Here is a 16,470-nt window from a genome sequence, read left to right on the forward strand (position 1 = left end):
GACGTGCGCGGGCCTGGGTGGGGAACGGGAGTTCTTGCGTCGAATGCGTGACCTTCGCCGGGTGGTGTTCGTTGGGTGTGGTGACGGATTCTTGGAGACCAGGGGGTGGGGGATGGGTGGGCTGCGCCAGGTGGCGGCTTCGTTCGTGGCGCCCGGCCCGTCCGGGGTGGCCATCCGGTGCAGCCTGAACGGGCTGACCTCGCAGGACGGGAAGGTCCTGCGCCTGGTCGGTGACCTGCTCGGTTCCCTGGCCTCCCGGGATCTGAAGGCCCGCTGCACGGCCGGGCTCGGGCATGACAGCGACCAGTGGGCGCAGCGCAAGCGTGCCCTGACCGAGGAGTCCTCCTCCCGGTGGGCGGGCAGCATCACCAAAGCCACCAACGACCAGTGGGCGCTGGCCAAACGTGGACAACTCGCCTGCATTCAGAGTCTCCAGGCGGACGTCGATGCGATCAGGCAGCGGCTGTCGCTGCCCATCGGGGCCAAGGGTTCCAAGGGCAAGCCGGGTGGTTACCGCTCGAAGCAGGAGTGGTTCGCCAAGTCTCGGCGTCTGCACCTTCTGGAAGACCGGCTGGAGCGTGAGCGGGCCGACCGTGATGCCGGACGTGTGCGGGTGGTGCGCGGCGGCAAGAAGCTGCTGCGCACCCGGCACCACCTGGAGGCCGCCCAGCTGACCGAGGCCGGGTGGCGCAGCCGGTGGCAGGCCGGGCGCTGGTTCCTCCAGGCCGATGGCGAGTCCGGGAAGCGGTTCGGAAACGAGACGATCCGCGTCACCCCTGACGGGGAGGTGAGCATCAAACTCCCCACGCCGCTGACCGGCCTGGCGAACGCCTCGCACGGCCGGTACGTGCTTGCCTGCCAGGTCGGCTTCCGGCACCGGGGCGAGCAGTGGGCCGACCGCATCACCGCGAACCGTGCCGTGGCCTACCGCATCCACTACGACGCCGGCCGTGACCGCTGGTATCTGACCGCCTCCTGGCAGATCCCGCCCGTGAAGACGCTGCCGCTGGAGGCGGCCCGGGCCGGTGGGCTCATCGGTGTGGACATGAACGCCGACCACCTGGCCGCCTGGCGGCTGGACGAGCACGGCAACCCGGTCGGTGAGCCCCGCAGGTTCGACTACGACCTGACCGGCAGCGCACCGCACCGCGACGCACAGGTGCGGCACGCGTTGACCCGCCTGCTGCACTGGGCCAAGCATCACGGCCTGTCCCTCGCGATCGAGGACCTGGACTTCCACGCGGAGAAAACCCGGGAGAAGCACGGGCGGCGCAAGCGGTTCCGCAAGATGATCTCCGGGATGCCCACTGGGAAGCTGCGCGCCAGGCTGGTGTCCATGGCCGCCGAGCTCGGCCTCCCCCTCGTCGCGGTCGACCCCGCCTACACCAGCCGCTTCGGCGCCCAGCACTGGCAAAAGCCCCTGACCACGAGAACGCGCAAGACCACACGCCACCAGGCTGCCGCCGTGGCGATCGGAAGGCGCGCCCTGGGACACCCGATCCGGCGACGGACGGCACCGCCCCCACACGACCGGAGCGATCGTGTGGGGCATCGGACCGTCCAGGCCGCACCGGCTGTCCCGGGGCGTGAGGAAACCCGCCCCCGCATTCCCGGACCACGGACACGATCCGTCGGGGCCGGATGCGGAGCGAAAGCGGGGGACCAGTGTGCCCACAACCGTTCGGGGCACACGGCTGAGCACGAATCCTGGCAGCAGGACTCACTCCCGCTCAGTCTCTAGGAACGGTGCGGTACACCTGCGGACCGTCGGTGACGTAGGGCGGGATCTGGTGCGGTACGCCGCCTGGTATCTGCTCGCCGAGCCAGAACGCGTCCGAGGCCTTGAACAGGAAGGTCGGCTCTCCGAAACGGTTCCCGACAGGTCCGGGGTCAGCCGGATCGCCTCCATGGTGCCGTCGATGGTCTGCAGCCACTGGTGTGCGTACACCATCCAGGGCTGCCCGGACGGGTCGACGTACAGCGTTCCGTCGAGGGTCATGAGGTGCTCGGGCGGTGTGGGGCGTGACGGGTCGATGACCGTGAACGGCCCCAGCAGCGAATCGGCGACGGCGATGACCGTGCTGCGCATGTGGTTCGCGACCTGGAAGGGCGTGCCCCACTGACCGGCTGGAAAACAGGATGGGCGACGCCCGCTGAGGGAACTCTCTCCGTGCGGAGATCGGCACCACCGCGGCCCGCCCTCACGGGCCGCGGTCCCCCGGGTGACCCCCCGAGAGGCCCGCCGCCCCCGTGTCGGCGGGCCCCGTGTGCCGAGAATCCCCCCATGACCAGGGGGAGTTGAAGCCCCCTGACCGGTGTTCAGAGGTTCATTTGAGGGTTGCGTAGACGGGGGTACGCCTGCTTGCGTAGACGCCTCACTCGATCTCGTGCTCCGAGAGTCCCGGCCAGTCCTCGGGTCCGCCGCCCTGCCACTCGACGATGTCGCTCTCCTCGACCTCGATCCGGTCCAGGTCGGTCATGCGCAGGATCTCGATGACGTCGTCCAGGTGGGATGCGATGCCGAGGGTCACGTCGCCCTCGGTGACCCGCCGGGACCCGTCCAGTGCCGGGGCGTGCACCACGATGTGTGGATGCTGCGGTGACTGTTCCATGGGTTCAGCGTCCTGCGACGGCGCCGGATCCGCACCCCGGGGGCCACAGCGGACGCGGCGGCACCGGGGCGTTCCTCTCCCGGCCCTGCCACTCCGGGTGGCAGCCGTACCGTGAGTCGCCCGATCGGCTGTCCCGGCCTTTGCCGCACCGGCACGATGGTTCGTCGTGCCGCTCTCGCGCTGATCCGGTCGGCGATGGCGCGCCCGTGCTCGCGGAACGCCCTGCTCCGCGGGACGGGTCCGGGCCGCGGCGGCGCCTGGGGCGCGAGGACAAGTGTCGGCGCCGACGCGGCCCGGAGGTCTGTGCGTCAGACCTGGGCGCCGGACAGGCGCTCCACGCCTCGCAGCAGGGCCGAGTGGTCCAGGTCGCCGTCGCCCTGCGCGCGCAGACTCGCGACGAGTTGGGCGACCACCGCGCCCACCGGCAGGGCGGCGCCGACCGCGCGGGCCGCGTCCGTGACGATGCCCATGTCCTTGTGGTGCAGGTCGATACGGAAGCCCGGCTTGAAGTCGCGGCGGAGGAAGTTGTCCTTCTTGCGGGTCAGCACGGTGGAGCCGGCGAGTCCGCCGCCCAGGACGTCGAGGGCCGCCCTGAGGTCCACGCCCGACTTCTCCAGGAAGACCACGGCCTCGGCGCACGCCTGGATGTTCACGGCGACGATGAGCTGGTTGGCGGCCTTAACGGTCTGGCCCGAGCCGTGCGGGCCGCATCGCACGATGGTGCGGCCCAGCGTCTCGAAGATCGGCTGGGCGTACTCGAAGTCGGCCCGGTCGCCGCCGACCATGATCGACAGCACCGCCTCGACAGCACCGGCCTCACCGCCGGACACCGGCGCGTCGAGCACCCGGATGCCCTTCTCCCGCCCGGCCGCGGCCAGGTCGATCGAGGTCTGCGGAGTGATCGAGGACATGTCGATCAGCAGGGCGCCGGGCCGGGCGTTCTCCAGGACGCCGTCCGGGCCGTACGCCACCGCCTCGACCTGCGGAGACGCCGGCACCATCGTGATGATCACGTCGGCGTCCCGCACGGCCTCGGCGACCGAGCCGGCCACGGTGCCTCCGGCGGCGGCCAGGCGGTCCAGCTTCTCCTGCTCCAGGGTGTGGCCGGTGACGTCGTAGCCCGCCTTGATCAGGTTCTCGGACATGGGGGAGCCCATGATGCCGAGGCCTATCCAGGCGATCTTGGGGAGTGCGCTCATCACGGGTGCCTTTCTCGCTGCTGCGGTACGTCTGGGAGTTGCCGTTCAGCGGGCGGCGCGGGACTGGACCGGCAGCCAGTCGAAGGTCTCCGCGCTCGGGCGGTCGACCGGCTTGTACTCCAGGCCGACGCGGCCCTCGTAGCCCGCCTTCCGCAACCGGTCGAGCAGGTCCTCCAGCGGCAGCGTCCCCGTGCCCGGCGCGCCGCGGCCCGGGTTGTCGGCGATCTGGACGTGGCCCGTCCGGTCCGCGTACCGCTCGATCACCTGCGGCAGGTCCTCGCCGTTCATGGACAGGTGGTACAGGTCCATCAGGAAGCGCGCATTGCCCAGTCCCGTCGCCTGGTTGACCTTGTCGACCACCTCCACGGCGGCCGGAGCGGACACCAGCGGATACAGCGGCGACTCCGGCTTGTTCAGGGCCTCGATCAGGAGCGCCGCGCCGATCCGGTCCGCCGCCCGCGCCGCGAGCGCCAGGTTCTCCAGTGCGAGCGCGTCCTGCTCGGCCGGGTCGGCGCCGTCGACGCGGTTGCCGTACAGCGCGTTGAGCGACCCGCAGCCCAGCGACTCGGCGAACTCGGCCGCCACCTCCACGTTGGCGCGGAACTTCTCCGACTCCTCGCCGGGGACCGACAGGGCGCCGCGGTCCGGGCCCGGCAACTGGCCGGCGTAGAAGTTCAGCCCCGTGAGTCGCACGCCGGCGTCCTCGATCGCCCTCTTCAGGGCGTCCGACTCGGACCGCTCGGGTGCGGGAGCGTCGACCCAGGGCCACCACATCTCTACCGCGGTGAAGCCCGCCGCCGCTGCGGCCGCGGGCCGGTCCAGGAGCGGGAGTTCCGCGAAGAGGATCGACAGGTTGACGGTGTAGCGCTGGTCGGCGAATCCCATCTGCGGCGCTCCCTGGATCGCGCTCTCATCGAACGACTCTGCAATTCCGTATGGTGGAACAGGCTTTCTGCTTAATGGAAAGCCTGCCGGTGCACGGTGGACACTGTCAAGAGCACACACGGAAAGTGCCCCCGCGCGGACCGCGCGGGGGCACAGGGGAGGCGTGGGGTCAGAGGGCGTCGACGGCGCTCACCTTCCAGCCCGTGGACGTGCGGCTGAGCGTCATGCGCACCCGGTTCAGATCCAGACGCGATCCCGACACCTGGGTGCTCTGCGTGGTCTGGTTGACGAACAGCAGGACGACCGCCTTGTCGGGCGCGGCCGACACCACCGAGGCCGCCGCCACCGTCGCCTTCACCACACCGTGGTACTTCGCCGCCGTGGGACCGACCACCGTCTTCGTGGTCTTCAGGTACTGGTCACGGAAGCCGCCGGTCAGACGGCCGCGGGCCCGGGCGAAGTCCTGGTCCAGATGCCGGTAGTCGTACGACAGCACGACAGGCGCGGCCTCCTTGGCGGCCGTCAGCGCCTGACTCCGCGCCTGGTCCGCCCGCCGGCCCTCCCGGTACTGCCAGCCGAGGACGGCGACTGCGACCAGGCCCGCCACGAGCACGACGCACAACGCCGCGGTCAGCAGCCTTCGTCCGCGTACGGGCCCCGGTGTGAGCTGCTCCGGCTCCTCCCCGGCGCTCGGCTCGGGTGGGTCCTCCCAGCCGTCCGGGCGTTCGATCAGCAGGGTGCGCGAGGAGTGCAGCTCCTCGCGGGCCTCGGGTCCCCCGCGTTCCGACCGTGCGGATCGCTTGGCCGCCGCCCGTGCGGCAGCCGTCAGGGTGCGTCGGGCGGTGGTCCCGGCGCCGCGGACCTTGGTGGTCTGGTTCGCCACGGTCACTCTCCTCACCTGTGGTGGCGTGGGTCAGCCCACGAACTCGACGTCGGACGTCAGCCACCGCCCGTGCTCGCGCACGAGGTCGAGCTGCAGCCGGTAGGTGCGCGCCTGTCCCTGGGGCGCGGCGGTGTTGGTCACCTTACTGTCGGCGACCACCAGGACCCGGGCCGAGTCGGCGTCGGAGCGGACGATGCCCGCATCGAGGACCTGCCCCTCGGACACCGACTTGTTCTGGGCGACGAGTTTCGTCAACTGCGCGGTCTGCGCGGCGAACTCCTTCTTGAACTCGCCGGTCGCGCCCTTCAGCACGTTCCCGCTGTCGCGGTCGTAGTGCCGGTAGTCGAGTGAGGTGAAGTTCAGCGCCGACTGGCGGGCCGCCGCCAGGATGTCCTGCCGGCGCTGCTCCTCGGCGCGCCGGTCGGCGACCCGGAGGCCCAGCCAGACGGACAGCACGGTCGTCACCACGGTGGCGACGACGAGCCCGGCGGAGAGCAGCCGGGAGCGTCCCCATCTCATGACATCGGTCCGACCAGCAGCCATTGCCAGGACTCCTTTCCGAAGACGGTCTGTTCGCCGCCCGCCGAGCCGATCTCGAGGGGCGTCCCGTCCGGGCCGGTGGCGGTGCCGGTCTCCGGGTCGTACGGGGTGACGAATGCGCTCTGGTCCGCGCCGCCCGAACCGGCCGACGCGCCGGGCGCGTTCTGCGCGCCGCGCACCGAGGTGGCGCTGCCGCGCGGCGCCGTGCAGTGGGCGCCGGTGTTCGCTGCGCGGGTTCCGGTGTCCGAGGGGTCGCGCCGCCGGGTTCCGTAACCCTGGGTGCACGCGGGCGGGTCGTTCGCGTTCACGGTGAGCCCGAAGTGGGTGGTGCCGTCACCGGGGATGACGGTGTAGCTGCCCGCGACCACCACCGGGAGGGTGACGAGGGCCTGCTCCACCCCGGGCAGCCGGGCCACGGTGACCTGGCCCCCGCTGATCAGGTTGGCCAGCAGGACGGGCAGGGTCCGCCGGGTGGACGTCAGCAGGGAGTCGACCTCCTGCGCGGCGGGTGCCGCGTTGCCGACGACCCGCCGAAGGTCCCCGTCGCTCGACTTCAACTGTGCGGTGAGCGCGGCCAGGTCGCGGGAGAACGACTTGATCGCCGATCCCTTGTCGGCCTGGGTCTTGAGCACCTTCCGCGAGTCCTCGATCAGCGACACCGTCTGCGGGAGCGAGTCGGACGCCGACTCCACGAGCTGGTTGCCGGAGTCCACCAGGCGGCTCAGGTTCGGTCCGGTGCCGGCGAACGCCTTGCCCAACTCGTCGACGGTGGTGCGCAGATCGTCCTTGCCGACGGAGTTCACCAGCCGGTCCAGACTGAGGACGAGGTCGGTGACGGGCAGCGGCGTCCGGGTGCGGCTGCGCGGGATGGGGCTGCCGTCCATCAGATACGGGCCGCCGGAGCGCCGCGGTTGCAGATCCACGTACTGCTCGCCCACCGCCGACCGGTCCGCGACCACCGCGAGGGTGTCGGCCGGGATCTTCGGAGCGCCGTCCTCGATGTCCAGGGCGACCGACACCCCCGAGCCGTTCAGGCGCAGGGCGCCCACACGGCCCACCGGCACCCCGCGGTAGGTGACCTCGGCGCCGGTGAAGATGCCGCCCGACTCGGCGAAGTCGGCGGTGACGGTGTAGCCCCGGCCGAGCACGTCGTCCGCGAGGCCGGTGTACTCGGCGCCGACGTACGACACCCCGACGGCGGTGACCGCCGCGAAGGCGACCAGCTGGGCTTTGACCATACGGGTGATCACGGCTGCATCCCCTTCAGCATCAGCTCGGCGAGCCCGAGGTCGATCCCCGGCGGCAGGCGGCGCGCCCCGTCGGACGTGCCGTAGCTCGCGGTGCACACCGGCGGGCACAGCGGGCCGCCGCCGCCCGAGGGAGCGGAGGGGGTGACCGACGGCTTCGGCACCTTCGGCAGGCCCGGGGCGCTGGGCAGCGCGGTGGGCACCGGCACGGGGACGCCGGGCAGGCCGGGAAGGGACGGCGTGGGAACCGGCTGCTTCCCGGATCCGCCGTTCTTGCCGCCCTTGCCGGGCTCGTCGGCGAGATTGCCGTACAGGTCCGCGAGGTCGAGGTCGGCGGTGATCTTGAGGTTGACGTAGTCGCCCTTCACGGCGTCGACCACGTTGCGGGGGAACGGGTACGTCGTCAGCAGCTCGAGGGAGTTCGGCAGGTCGTCGCCCGCCTTGTTCAGCTGTTGGAGGATCGGCCGGAGTTCCTTCAGGTTGGTGACCGTGTCGTCGCGCGAGGCGTTGACGACCCGGGTGCCGGTCGTGCCGAGCCTGGACAGCGCGGTGAGCATCTTCGTCAGGTCGCGCCGCTGGTCGGCCAGTACCTTCAGGGCGGGCGGGATCGTGTCGACGGCCTGGGCGATCGTCTCCTTCTCCGTCCCGAGCCGCTTGGCCAGCCGGTCGATGCCCTCGAGCGCCCGTACGATCTCCGAGCGCTGCCGGTCCAGGCCGCCCAGGAACGTGTCGAGTTGCCCCAGCAGCGACCGGACCCTCGTCTCGCGGCCGTCCAGGGCCTTGTTCAGCTCCACGGTGATGGTCTTGAGCTGGGCCACGCCGCCGCCGTTGAGGAGCGCGGACAGCGCGGACAGCACCTCCTCGATCTCCGGGTTGCGGCCGCTGCGGGACAGCGGGATCACATCGCCGTCGCGCAGCCGGCCCACGGAAGCGGTACCGGTCGGTGCGGACAGCGCCACGTACTTCTCACCCAGGATGCTGGTCTGCCTGAGGTCGGCGACCGCGTTGGCGGGCAGCTTCGCCGAGTCGGCCACCCGCAGCCGCACCCGCGCGTGCCAGCCGTCCAGCTCGACCTTCTCGACGGCGCCCACGGTGACGTCGTTGACCTTGACCGCCGACTGCGGCACCAGGTCGAGGACGTCCCGGAACTCCACCGTGACGTGGTAGGCGTGGCCGTCGGAGGCGGCGCCGCCGGGCAGCGGGATGTCGTACCAGCCGTTGAACCCGCACCCGGACAGCAGCAGCGAAGCGGCCGCCGTCCACGCGACCGTCCGGCCCGTGCGCCGCGCGCTCATGCCGCGCCCCCGAGGATTCCGCCGAGGGTCCGGTCGACCGTGCCCGTGCCCGTGGGGGCGGCGGGAAGCTCGGGCAGCGAGTCGAAGAGTTTCCGCAGCTGTGCGCAGTCGGGGTTCTTGCCGCCCGCGTCCCCGGTGGTCTTCAGCAGGGAGCACAGCAGGGACGCCGGGTCCTGCGGAGCTTGGGCGTTGTTGCGGGTGTCGAGGGTGCCGGCGGACGGGTTGTAGGCGTTCTGCAGGTTCGACAGGCCGGTGGGGGCGACGTCCAACAGCTCCTCCAGTGCGGCCCGTTGCGTGACCAGGACCTGGGTGACCTTGCTGAGGCCATCGACGTCCGAGGTCAGTGCCGTCTTGTTGTGCTTGACGAAGTCGGAGACGTCGGCGAGGGCCGTCCCGAGGTACTTGAGCGCGGCGGCGAGGTCCGTGCGCTCCCCGGCGAGCTGCCCCGCCACCTCGGCGAGACTGTCGTTGAACGACCGCACGCTCTGGTCGTCGGCCGCCAGCGCCGCCGTGAACACCTGGAGGTTGCGCACGGTGCCGAACAGGTCGCCCCGGCCGTCGGACAGTGTGGTGACCGCCTGGGAGAGGTCCTCGACGGACTGGTTGAGGTTCGTGCCCTGGCCCTTGAGGTTGTCCGCGCTCACCCCGAGCAGCCGCGACAGGGAGCCGTCCTTGTTGGCGCCCTTCGGGCCGAGCGCGTCGGCCGTGGTGTGCAGGCTGTCGAAGATCCGGTCCAGCTCGACGGGCACGGCCGTGCGCGACTCGGGGATGACGGCGCCGTCCCGCAGCACCGGGCCCTTGCGGTACACCGGCAGCAGCTGCACATAACGGTCGCTGACCACGGACGAGTTGATGATCGCGGCCTGGGCGCCCGCGGGGACCTTCCGTCCCGCGTCGTACTCCAGGTCCACCCGCACCCGGTCGCCCTGAGGTGTGATCTTCCGGACCTGACCGATACGGACGCCGAGGACACGGACGTCGGAGCCGGGGTAGATGCCGACGGTGCGCGGGAAGTACGCGGTGACGCGGACCGTACGCGGGTGCGGCCACAACACGACGGCGACGACGGCGACCACCGCGAGCACGGTGAGCAGGGCCAGGGCCTGCCGGAAGCGTTTGTTCACTGGGAGCCTCCCGTGCGCGGCACCACCGGGGCGGCCACCAGGTTCTGGACGTAGGAGTCGAACCAGCGGCCGTTGCCGAGGGTGTTGGTGAACAGCCGGACGTAGGGAGCGAGCAGGCTGACGCTGCGGTCCAGGCTCGCCTGGTTGCGCTCCAGCATCCGGACGAACGTGTTGAGGTTCTGAAGCGCGGGTCCGATCTGCTTCTGGTTGTCGTCGACCAGGCCCGACAGCTCGATGCCCAGCGCCGCCGAAGTCTTGAGCAGCGTGTGGATCGCCTCGCGCCGCTCGCTGATCTCCTGGAAGAGCTTGTCGCCGTCCTTCACCAGGGCGGAGAAGTCCTTCGTGTGCTCGGCCAGCACGCCGGTGACCCCGTTCGCGTGCTTGAGGAGGTCGCCCAGGGCCTGGTCGCGCGAGGCGATGGTCCGAGAGATCCGGGACAGCCCCTGGATGGAGGCCTTCACCTCGGCGGGGGAGTCCTGGAAGGTGGTGGAGATGGTGTCCATGGCCTTCGCCAGCCGCTGGGTGTCGACCTTCTCCGTCGTGGTGGTCAGATCGCTGAACGCCTGCACCACGTCGTACGCCGACACCGTCCGCCCGATCGGGATCTCGCCGCCCGGCTTCAGCCGGCCGGGCCCCTTCGGGTACAGCGCCAGGTACTTGGCGCCCAGGATCGTCTTCACCCGGATCGCGGCGGTCGTCGCGGTGCCCATCGCCGGGTCGCCCTTGATCTTGAACGTCACCTTCACGTGGTCGCCGTCGAGGTCGACGCCCTCGACCTTGCCGACCTTGACGCCGGCGATCCGCACCTCGTCGCCCGGCTTGAGTCCGCCCGCCTCGGAGAAGGCCGCGTCGTACGTCTCGCCGTCGCCGATCAGCGGCAGGCTGTCGGCGTTGAACGCGGCGACGGTCAGCAGGGCGAGAGTCAGGAGGCCCACGGCACCGACCACGACGGGATTACGCTCGCGGAACGGCTTCAGCCGCGGCCGGCGCAGCCGGATCGCGGGCAGCTTCGGCGGCAGGACGTGCACCTTCACCAGGGGCTCCGGGCCCCGGGTCCGGCGCGGCAGAGGGCGGGGCGTCGGCAGCTTCGGCGGGAGGACCCGCACTTTCACGAGAGGCTCCGGGCGACTCGGCCTGCGGGGCAGCAGGCGGACCGTCGGCAGCTTCGGGGGCAGGACCCGCACCTTCACCAGCGGCTCGGGGCGCCGGGTCCTGCCGGGCGTGACGGGCGTCCTCATGCGCCGCACCTCGCCTGCGCCACATGGAAGTCCGGGGTGATGATCTGCTTCGTCTTCGGCAGCACGATCCGGCCGTCGAAGTCGCACAGGTAGAAGTTGAACCAGGAGCCGTACGACGCCGTCCCCGTCAGCGCGTTCAGCTTGTTCGGCAGCCGCTGCAGCACACCCTCCACGGTCTTCTCGTTCCTGTTCAGCGTTCCGGTGAGCCGGTTCAGCCCGGCGATGTCGTCCTTCAGCGGCGGACGCGCGTCCCGTAGCAGCCCGGAGGTGGCCTCGGTCAGGTCGCCGATGCTCACCAGGGAGTCCCCGATGGGCTTGCGGTCGGCGGACAGCCCGGAGATCACCCGCCGCAGCTGGGTGATCAGCGCGGAGAAGCGGGCGCCGCGCCGGTCGAGCGTGTCCAGCACGGTGTTGAGGTTGTCGATCACCGAGCCGATCAACTGGTCCCGGTCGGCGAGGGTCGTGGTGAGCGACGCCGTGTGCGCGAGCAGGCTGTTCACGGTGGAGCCCTCGCCCTGCAGGGTCTGGATGATCTCGGTGGCGAGCTGGTTGACGTCGTTCGGGCTGAGTGCGGCGAACAGCGGTTTGAAGCCGTTCAGCAGCGCGTTCAGGTCCAGCGCCGGCTGGGTCCGGGACAGCGGGATGGTGCCGCCGGGCCGCAGCCGGGTGCCGTCGCCCGCGCCCTCGGTGAGCGCGATGTACCGCTGCCCGACCAGGTTCCGGTAACGGAGGACCGCGTGGGTGCTGGTGAGCAGCGGGCGGTCCGCCTCCACGCTGAAGGTGACCTCCGCCAGCGTCCGGTCCTTGATCCGGATGCCCTCGACCTGACCGACCCGCACCCCGGCCACCCGGATGTCGTCGCCGTTCTCCAGGCCCGTGACGTCGCTGAACACCGCGTGGTAGGTGTCCTTGGGGGTGAAGGAGACGTTGACGATGGTGGCCGCGAGCAGGGCCGTCGCCGCGATCGTCACCAGCGCGAACAGGCCGAACTTGATCAGCGGTGCCGCGGTCTGCCGGGCTCCTGCGCTCCTCATGCGACGCTCACCGCCGTTCCGCGGGCCAGCGGCCCGAACAGCAGGGTCGCGACGGGCGGCACCTGGTCGGCGGGCACGCCCATGACGGGAGCCACGAGCGAGCCCACGGCCCGCTGTTCGGCCCGGGTGGCGGACACGTCGACACCTCCGGGGAGAGCGCCGCCGTCCGAAGCACCGGACGACGTACCGTCGTTGAGCTTGGGTTTCGGTCCGGGCACCGGCGGATGGGGCAGTCCCCGGCAGTCGGGTCCCGACCGGTCCGCGTAGCGCGGCTCCTCGCCCGGCCGGTACGCGCCCTGCGGACGCACGACCTCGAGGGTGATCCGCATCTCGCCGCCCCGGAAGGCGTCCTCCGACACCTGCTCCTGGTGGACCAGGCCCTGCAGGAGGCAGGGGTACTCGGGGGAGTAGCGGGCGAACAGCTCGAGCGTGGGGCGGGACACCCGGCCGAGGGTGATCAGCCGGTCGCCGTTCTCGTCGAAGAAGTCCCGCCCGGTGTCCGCGACGGTCGCGGTGGTGCGGAGCGCGGCGGCCAGCTCGTTCTTCTTCTCGACGAGGGTGCGGCTGGTGGTGACGGTGTTGCGCAGGATCGCCATCAGATCGGGTGCCGCGTCCCCGTACACCTGGGCGACATCGGCGAAACGCGAGATGTCCTCCTGCAGCGACGGCAGATGCGGGTTCAGACGGCGCAGATACGCCTCCACCCGGGTCAGGTTGTCGCCGATCCGGTCGCCGCGGCCCTCCAGCGCCGTGGCGAACGCCGAGAGCGTGGCGTTGAGTTCGCCGGGCTGGACCGTGCGCAGCAGCGGCAGCAGGTCGTTCATCAGCCGCTGCAGCTCGATGCCGGCCTTCGTGCGGTCCTGGGCGATGACGTCCCCGGCGCGGATGGGCCGGGCGGTGTCGTCGGCGGGCGGCACCAGGTCGACGTACTTCTCGCCGAACAGCGTCTTGGGCAGCAGCCGGGCGTGCACGTCCGACGGGATGAACGTGACGTACTGCGGCTTGAGGGCGAGGTCGAGCGTCGCCTTCGTGCCGTCCGCGTGCACCGCGCGCACCTCGCCCACCAGCAGCCCGCGCAGCTTGACGTCGGCGCGCGGCTCCAGCTGGTCGCCGAGGCTGTCGGCCTGGAGCGTCACGCGCACCACGGAGGTGAACGCCTGCTGGTAGACGGCCACCGCGAGCGACAGCAGCAGCGCCAGCACGGCGATGAACGCGACGCCGTACAACCTCAGTCTCAGTGCTCGCACCGGCTCACCCCGCGATCCGTACGGTCGTATTGGCGCCCCAGATCGCGAGGCTGAGGAAGAAGTCCAGGACGTTGATCGCCACGATGGAGGTGCGCACCGCCCGGCCGACCGCGACGCCGACCCCGGCCGGGCCGCCGCTCGCGTGGTAGCCGTAGTAGCAGTGCACCAGGATGATCAGGACCGCGAACACGATCACCTTGCCGAAGGACCACAGCACGTCGACGGGCGGCAGGTACTGGTGGAAGTAGTGGTCGTACGTGCCCGTCGACTGCCCGTAGTAGCCGGTCGTGATGGTGCGTGCGGCCAGGTACGACGACAGCAGCCCGATCACGTACAGCGGGATCACCGCGACGAACCCCGCGATCATGCGGGTCGTCACCAGGAACGGCAGCGAGGGCACGCCCATCACCTCCAGCGCGTCGGTCTCCTCGCTGATCCGCATCGCGCCGAGCTGCGCCGTGAAACCGGCGCCGACCGTCGCGGACAGGGCGAGCCCGGCCACCAGCGGCGCGATCTCCCGGGTGTTGAAGTACGCCGACAGGAACGCCACGAAGTTGGAGGTGCCGAGCTGGTTGAGGGCGGCGTAGCCCTGAAGGCCGACCTCGGTGCCGGTGAAGAACGACATGAAGGCGATCACGCCGACCGTGCCGCCGACGACGGCGAGCGCGCCCCGGCCGAAGCTGACCTCGGCGAGCAGCCGCAGGATCTCCTTCTTGTAGCGGCGCAGGGTGCGGCCCGTCCACGCCAGTGAACGGCCGTAGAAGGAGAGCTGGGCGCCCAGATCCTCCAGGGAGCGCAGGGGCCGTTCGAGGAGCCGCAGGGGTCGTGGAGATCGCATCGCTCAACCCCTCTGCGGGACGATCTGGAAGTACACCGCGGTCATCACGAAGTTCGTCACGAACAGCAACATGAAGGTGATCACCACCGACTGGTTGACGGCGTCCCCGACGCCCTTCGGGCCGCCTTTCGCGTTGAGCCCCTTGTAGGAGGCGACGATCGCGGCGATCGCCCCGAACACCAGCGCCTTGATCTCGGCCGCCCACAGGTCGGAGAGCTGCGCGAGGGTGGTGAAGGACGCCAGGTACGCGCCCGGCGTGCCGTTCTGGAGGACGACGTTGAAGAAATAGCCGCCGGCCACACCGACGACGGACACCAGGCCGTTGAGCAGGACGGCCACCACCATGGACGCCAGCACGCGGGGGACGACGAGCCGGTGGATCGGGTCGATGCCGAGCACCTGCATCGCGTCGATCTCCTCACGGATCTTGCGCGCCCCGAGGTCCGCGCAGATCGCGGTGCCGCCCGCGCCCGCGATCAGCAGCGCGGTGACGATCGGCGACGCCTCCCGCAGCACCGCCAGCACGGAGGCGGCACCGGAGAAGGACTGTGCGCCCAACTGCCGTGTCAGGCTGCCGATCTGCAGGGCGATGACCGCCCCGAAGGGGATGGACACGAGTGCCGTGGGCAGGATGGTGACGCTCGCGACGAACCACGCCTGCTGGATGAATTCCCTCGCCTGGAACGGCCGTCGGGGCAGGGTCCGTACGACGTCCAGTGCCAGCGCGAACAGGTTGCCCGAGTGGCGCAGTGGCGCGGTGGGGGACAGGCTCATGCGTCGGCGGCCTCCTTCCGGTGCAGTGCGGCCTCACGTCTGGCGATGGCCTCCCAGCGGGGCGGGCGGGTGATGCCCGGGCCCGGCAGCAGCCGGGGAGTCATCTCCTGGGGCGCACTGTCGTCCAGACGCGCCAGCTCCTGCTCGACCTGGGCGGCGTCCTTCTCCTCCGCCATGCCGATGGGACCCTGCATCCGGCCGTTCAGGAACTGGCGCACCACGGGCTCGTCGCTGGTCAGCAGCTTTTCGCGGGGCCCGAACATCACCAGTTCGCGGCGGAACAGCAGCCCGATGTTGTCGGGGACCTGGCGGGCCGAGGCGATGTCGTGGGTGACGATCAGGAAGGTGGCGCCGGTCTGTGCGTTGAGGTCGACGATGAGCTGGTTGAGGTAGGCCACGCGCACCGGGTCGAGGCCCGAGTCCGGCTCGTCGAAGAGGACGATCTCCGGATCGAGCACCAGTGCCCGGGCGAGCCCGGCCCGCTTGCGCATACCGCCGGAGATCTCACCGGGCAGCTTTCCCTCGGCGCCGAGCAGGCCGACCATGTCCATCTTCTCCAGCACGATCCGCCGGATCTCGGACTCGGACTTGCGGGTGTGCTCACGCAGCGGGAAGGCGATGTTGTCGTACAGGTTCATCGAGCCGAACAGCGCGCCGTCCTGGAACAGCACGCCGAACAGCTTCCGCACCTCGTACAGCTCGTGCTCGCGCAGCCTGGTGATGTCCCGGCCCGCGACCTTCACCGAGCCGCGCTCGGGTCTGAGCAGCCCGACGAGTGTCTTGAGGAACACGGACTTGCCCGTGCCGGAGGGGCCGAGCATCACGGAGACCTCCCCGGCGGGCAGCGTCAGCGAGACGTCCTGCCAGATGACCTGGTGCCCGAAGGACTTGGTCAGCCCTTCCACACAGATCTCGACACCCATCCGCGCTCCACCCTTCGCCCGCGTGAGCAGCTCCGACATCTGCTCTACGGGGAGGGGCGGCGGGTCCGTCGCTAGGAAGCGGAAATTTTTCCGGACGCGCCGGCAGGGCCTGCGGCGGCGTTGCCGACGGGTCCTACGGCAGCTTCACGGAAGGCGTGCTCGGGGTGGACACGGGCAGCGAGGCGGAGGGCAGGGAGGGAATGCCCGTCGGGACCGACGGGAGCGAGGGGGCGGTGGAGGGGACCGGCAGCTTCGGCACCGTGGGCACGCCGGGGACCCCGGGCGCCGACAGCGTCGGGAGCGGGGCCGACGACACCTCCGGCAGGGACGGCACGGACAGGGGCAGCGGTGAGCCGGTGCCCGGTGTGCGGGCCGTCTTCCGGCCGGCCGGGAGACTCTTCGTCTGCGAGGCCGGGCGCGTCCTCGGCGTATGAAGCCGGTCCGTGCTGTCGGTGCTGCCTGTGCGGAGCGGCTCGGCGCTCTGCGACACCGCCGGACGCGGGACCGGCGCGTCGGTGGAGCCCCCGCCTCCGCCCAGCGTCTGCGGCAGGACGAACCCGGCCACCACCAGCGTCGCCGCTGTAGAGGTGACCGCCACCGTCTGCGCCTTGCCGCCCCGCGCGGCCGTCCA

At 70.9% G+C, this 16,470-nt stretch carries 16 protein-coding genes and 1 pseudogene; 1 reads left to right on the forward strand and 16 read right to left on the reverse strand.

The window, feature by feature from the left end; genetic code table 11:
- The first annotated feature begins 112 nt into the window (after positions 1–112).
- Positions 113–1,741, forward strand: a complete 1,629-nt coding sequence (locus N8I84_RS31345) for a transposase (RefSeq protein WP_263232774.1) — start codon at positions 113–115, stop codon at positions 1,739–1,741.
- A 4-nt stretch (positions 1,742–1,745) separates the two neighbouring features.
- On the opposite strand, the pseudogene N8I84_RS31350 reads toward N8I84_RS31345, so the two are convergent.
- The 16 genes and pseudogenes from N8I84_RS31350 to N8I84_RS31425 all read right to left on the reverse strand — a co-directional run.
- Positions 1,746–2,131: pseudogene (locus tag N8I84_RS31350) on the reverse strand (family 43 glycosylhydrolase); the annotation flags it as partial.
- A 244-nt stretch (positions 2,132–2,375) separates the two neighbouring features.
- Positions 2,376–2,612, reverse strand: coding sequence for a hypothetical protein (locus N8I84_RS31355; RefSeq protein ID WP_263232775.1), 237 nt, complete (start codon positions 2,610–2,612; stop codon positions 2,376–2,378).
- A 308-nt stretch (positions 2,613–2,920) separates the two neighbouring features.
- The gene (locus N8I84_RS31360; protein WP_263232776.1) at positions 2,921–3,811 is read right to left on the reverse strand and encodes a 2-hydroxy-3-oxopropionate reductase; all 891 of its coding nucleotides are present in this window, start codon (positions 3,809–3,811) and stop codon (positions 2,921–2,923) included.
- A gap of 45 nt (positions 3,812–3,856) precedes the next feature.
- The gene (locus N8I84_RS31365) at positions 3,857–4,696 is read right to left on the reverse strand and encodes a TIM barrel protein (protein WP_263232777.1); all 840 of its coding nucleotides are present in this window, start codon (positions 4,694–4,696) and stop codon (positions 3,857–3,859) included.
- 169 nt (positions 4,697–4,865) lie between these two features.
- Positions 4,866–5,579: a hypothetical protein gene (locus N8I84_RS31370; RefSeq protein ID WP_263232778.1), complete on the reverse strand. Its 714-nt coding sequence runs from the start codon at positions 5,577–5,579 to the stop codon at positions 4,866–4,868.
- Positions 5,580–5,609: 30 nt separating this feature from the next.
- Positions 5,610–6,098 carry a hypothetical protein gene (locus N8I84_RS31375; RefSeq protein ID WP_263232779.1) on the reverse strand — a complete coding sequence of 163 codons (489 nt, stop codon included), beginning with the start codon at positions 6,096–6,098 and terminating at the stop codon, positions 5,610–5,612.
- Positions 6,095–7,369 carry an MCE family protein gene (locus N8I84_RS31380; protein ID WP_263232780.1) on the reverse strand — a complete coding sequence of 425 codons (1,275 nt, stop codon included), beginning with the start codon at positions 7,367–7,369 and terminating at the stop codon, positions 6,095–6,097. Before N8I84_RS31380 ends, N8I84_RS31375 begins: the two co-directional genes overlap by 4 nt.
- Positions 7,366–8,661 carry an MCE family protein gene (locus N8I84_RS31385; RefSeq protein WP_263232781.1) on the reverse strand — a complete coding sequence of 432 codons (1,296 nt, stop codon included), beginning with the start codon at positions 8,659–8,661 and terminating at the stop codon, positions 7,366–7,368. The genes N8I84_RS31380 and N8I84_RS31385 overlap by 4 nt, the downstream gene beginning before the upstream one ends.
- Entirely contained in the window at positions 8,658–9,761 is a 1,104-nt protein-coding gene (locus N8I84_RS31390) for an MCE family protein (RefSeq protein ID WP_390899066.1), read from the reverse strand. Before N8I84_RS31390 ends, N8I84_RS31385 begins: the two co-directional genes overlap by 4 nt.
- 20 nt (positions 9,762–9,781) lie before the next feature.
- The gene (locus N8I84_RS31395) at positions 9,782–10,762 is read right to left on the reverse strand and encodes an MCE family protein (RefSeq protein WP_263234940.1); all 981 of its coding nucleotides are present in this window, start codon (positions 10,760–10,762) and stop codon (positions 9,782–9,784) included.
- 257 nt (positions 10,763–11,019) lie between these two features.
- Positions 11,020–12,057 (reverse strand): MCE family protein, encoded by a 1,038-nt coding sequence (locus tag N8I84_RS31400; RefSeq protein WP_263232783.1) that lies wholly within the window; start codon positions 12,055–12,057, stop codon positions 11,020–11,022.
- On the reverse strand, positions 12,054–13,304 hold the full coding sequence (locus N8I84_RS31405; RefSeq protein ID WP_263232784.1) for an MCE family protein: 1,251 nt from the start codon (positions 13,302–13,304) through the stop codon (positions 12,054–12,056). Before N8I84_RS31405 ends, N8I84_RS31400 begins: the two co-directional genes overlap by 4 nt.
- A gap of 4 nt (positions 13,305–13,308) precedes the next feature.
- On the reverse strand, positions 13,309–14,142 hold the full coding sequence (locus tag N8I84_RS31410) for an MlaE family ABC transporter permease (protein ID WP_263232785.1): 834 nt from the start codon (positions 14,140–14,142) through the stop codon (positions 13,309–13,311).
- A 3-nt stretch (positions 14,143–14,145) separates the two neighbouring features.
- Positions 14,146–14,916: an MlaE family ABC transporter permease gene (locus tag N8I84_RS31415; RefSeq protein WP_200418148.1), complete on the reverse strand. Its 771-nt coding sequence runs from the start codon at positions 14,914–14,916 to the stop codon at positions 14,146–14,148.
- On the reverse strand, positions 14,913–15,839 hold the full coding sequence (locus tag N8I84_RS31420; protein WP_263232786.1) for an ABC transporter ATP-binding protein: 927 nt from the start codon (positions 15,837–15,839) through the stop codon (positions 14,913–14,915). The genes N8I84_RS31415 and N8I84_RS31420 overlap by 4 nt, the downstream gene beginning before the upstream one ends.
- A gap of 133 nt (positions 15,840–15,972) precedes the next feature.
- Positions 15,973–16,437 (reverse strand): hypothetical protein, encoded by a 465-nt coding sequence (locus N8I84_RS31425; protein ID WP_263235072.1) that lies wholly within the window; start codon positions 16,435–16,437, stop codon positions 15,973–15,975.
- Positions 16,438–16,470: the final 33 nt, after the last annotated feature.

Source organism: Streptomyces cynarae, assembly GCF_025642135.1.
Taxonomy (GTDB): Bacteria; Actinomycetota; Actinomycetes; order Streptomycetales; family Streptomycetaceae; genus Streptomyces; species Streptomyces cynarae.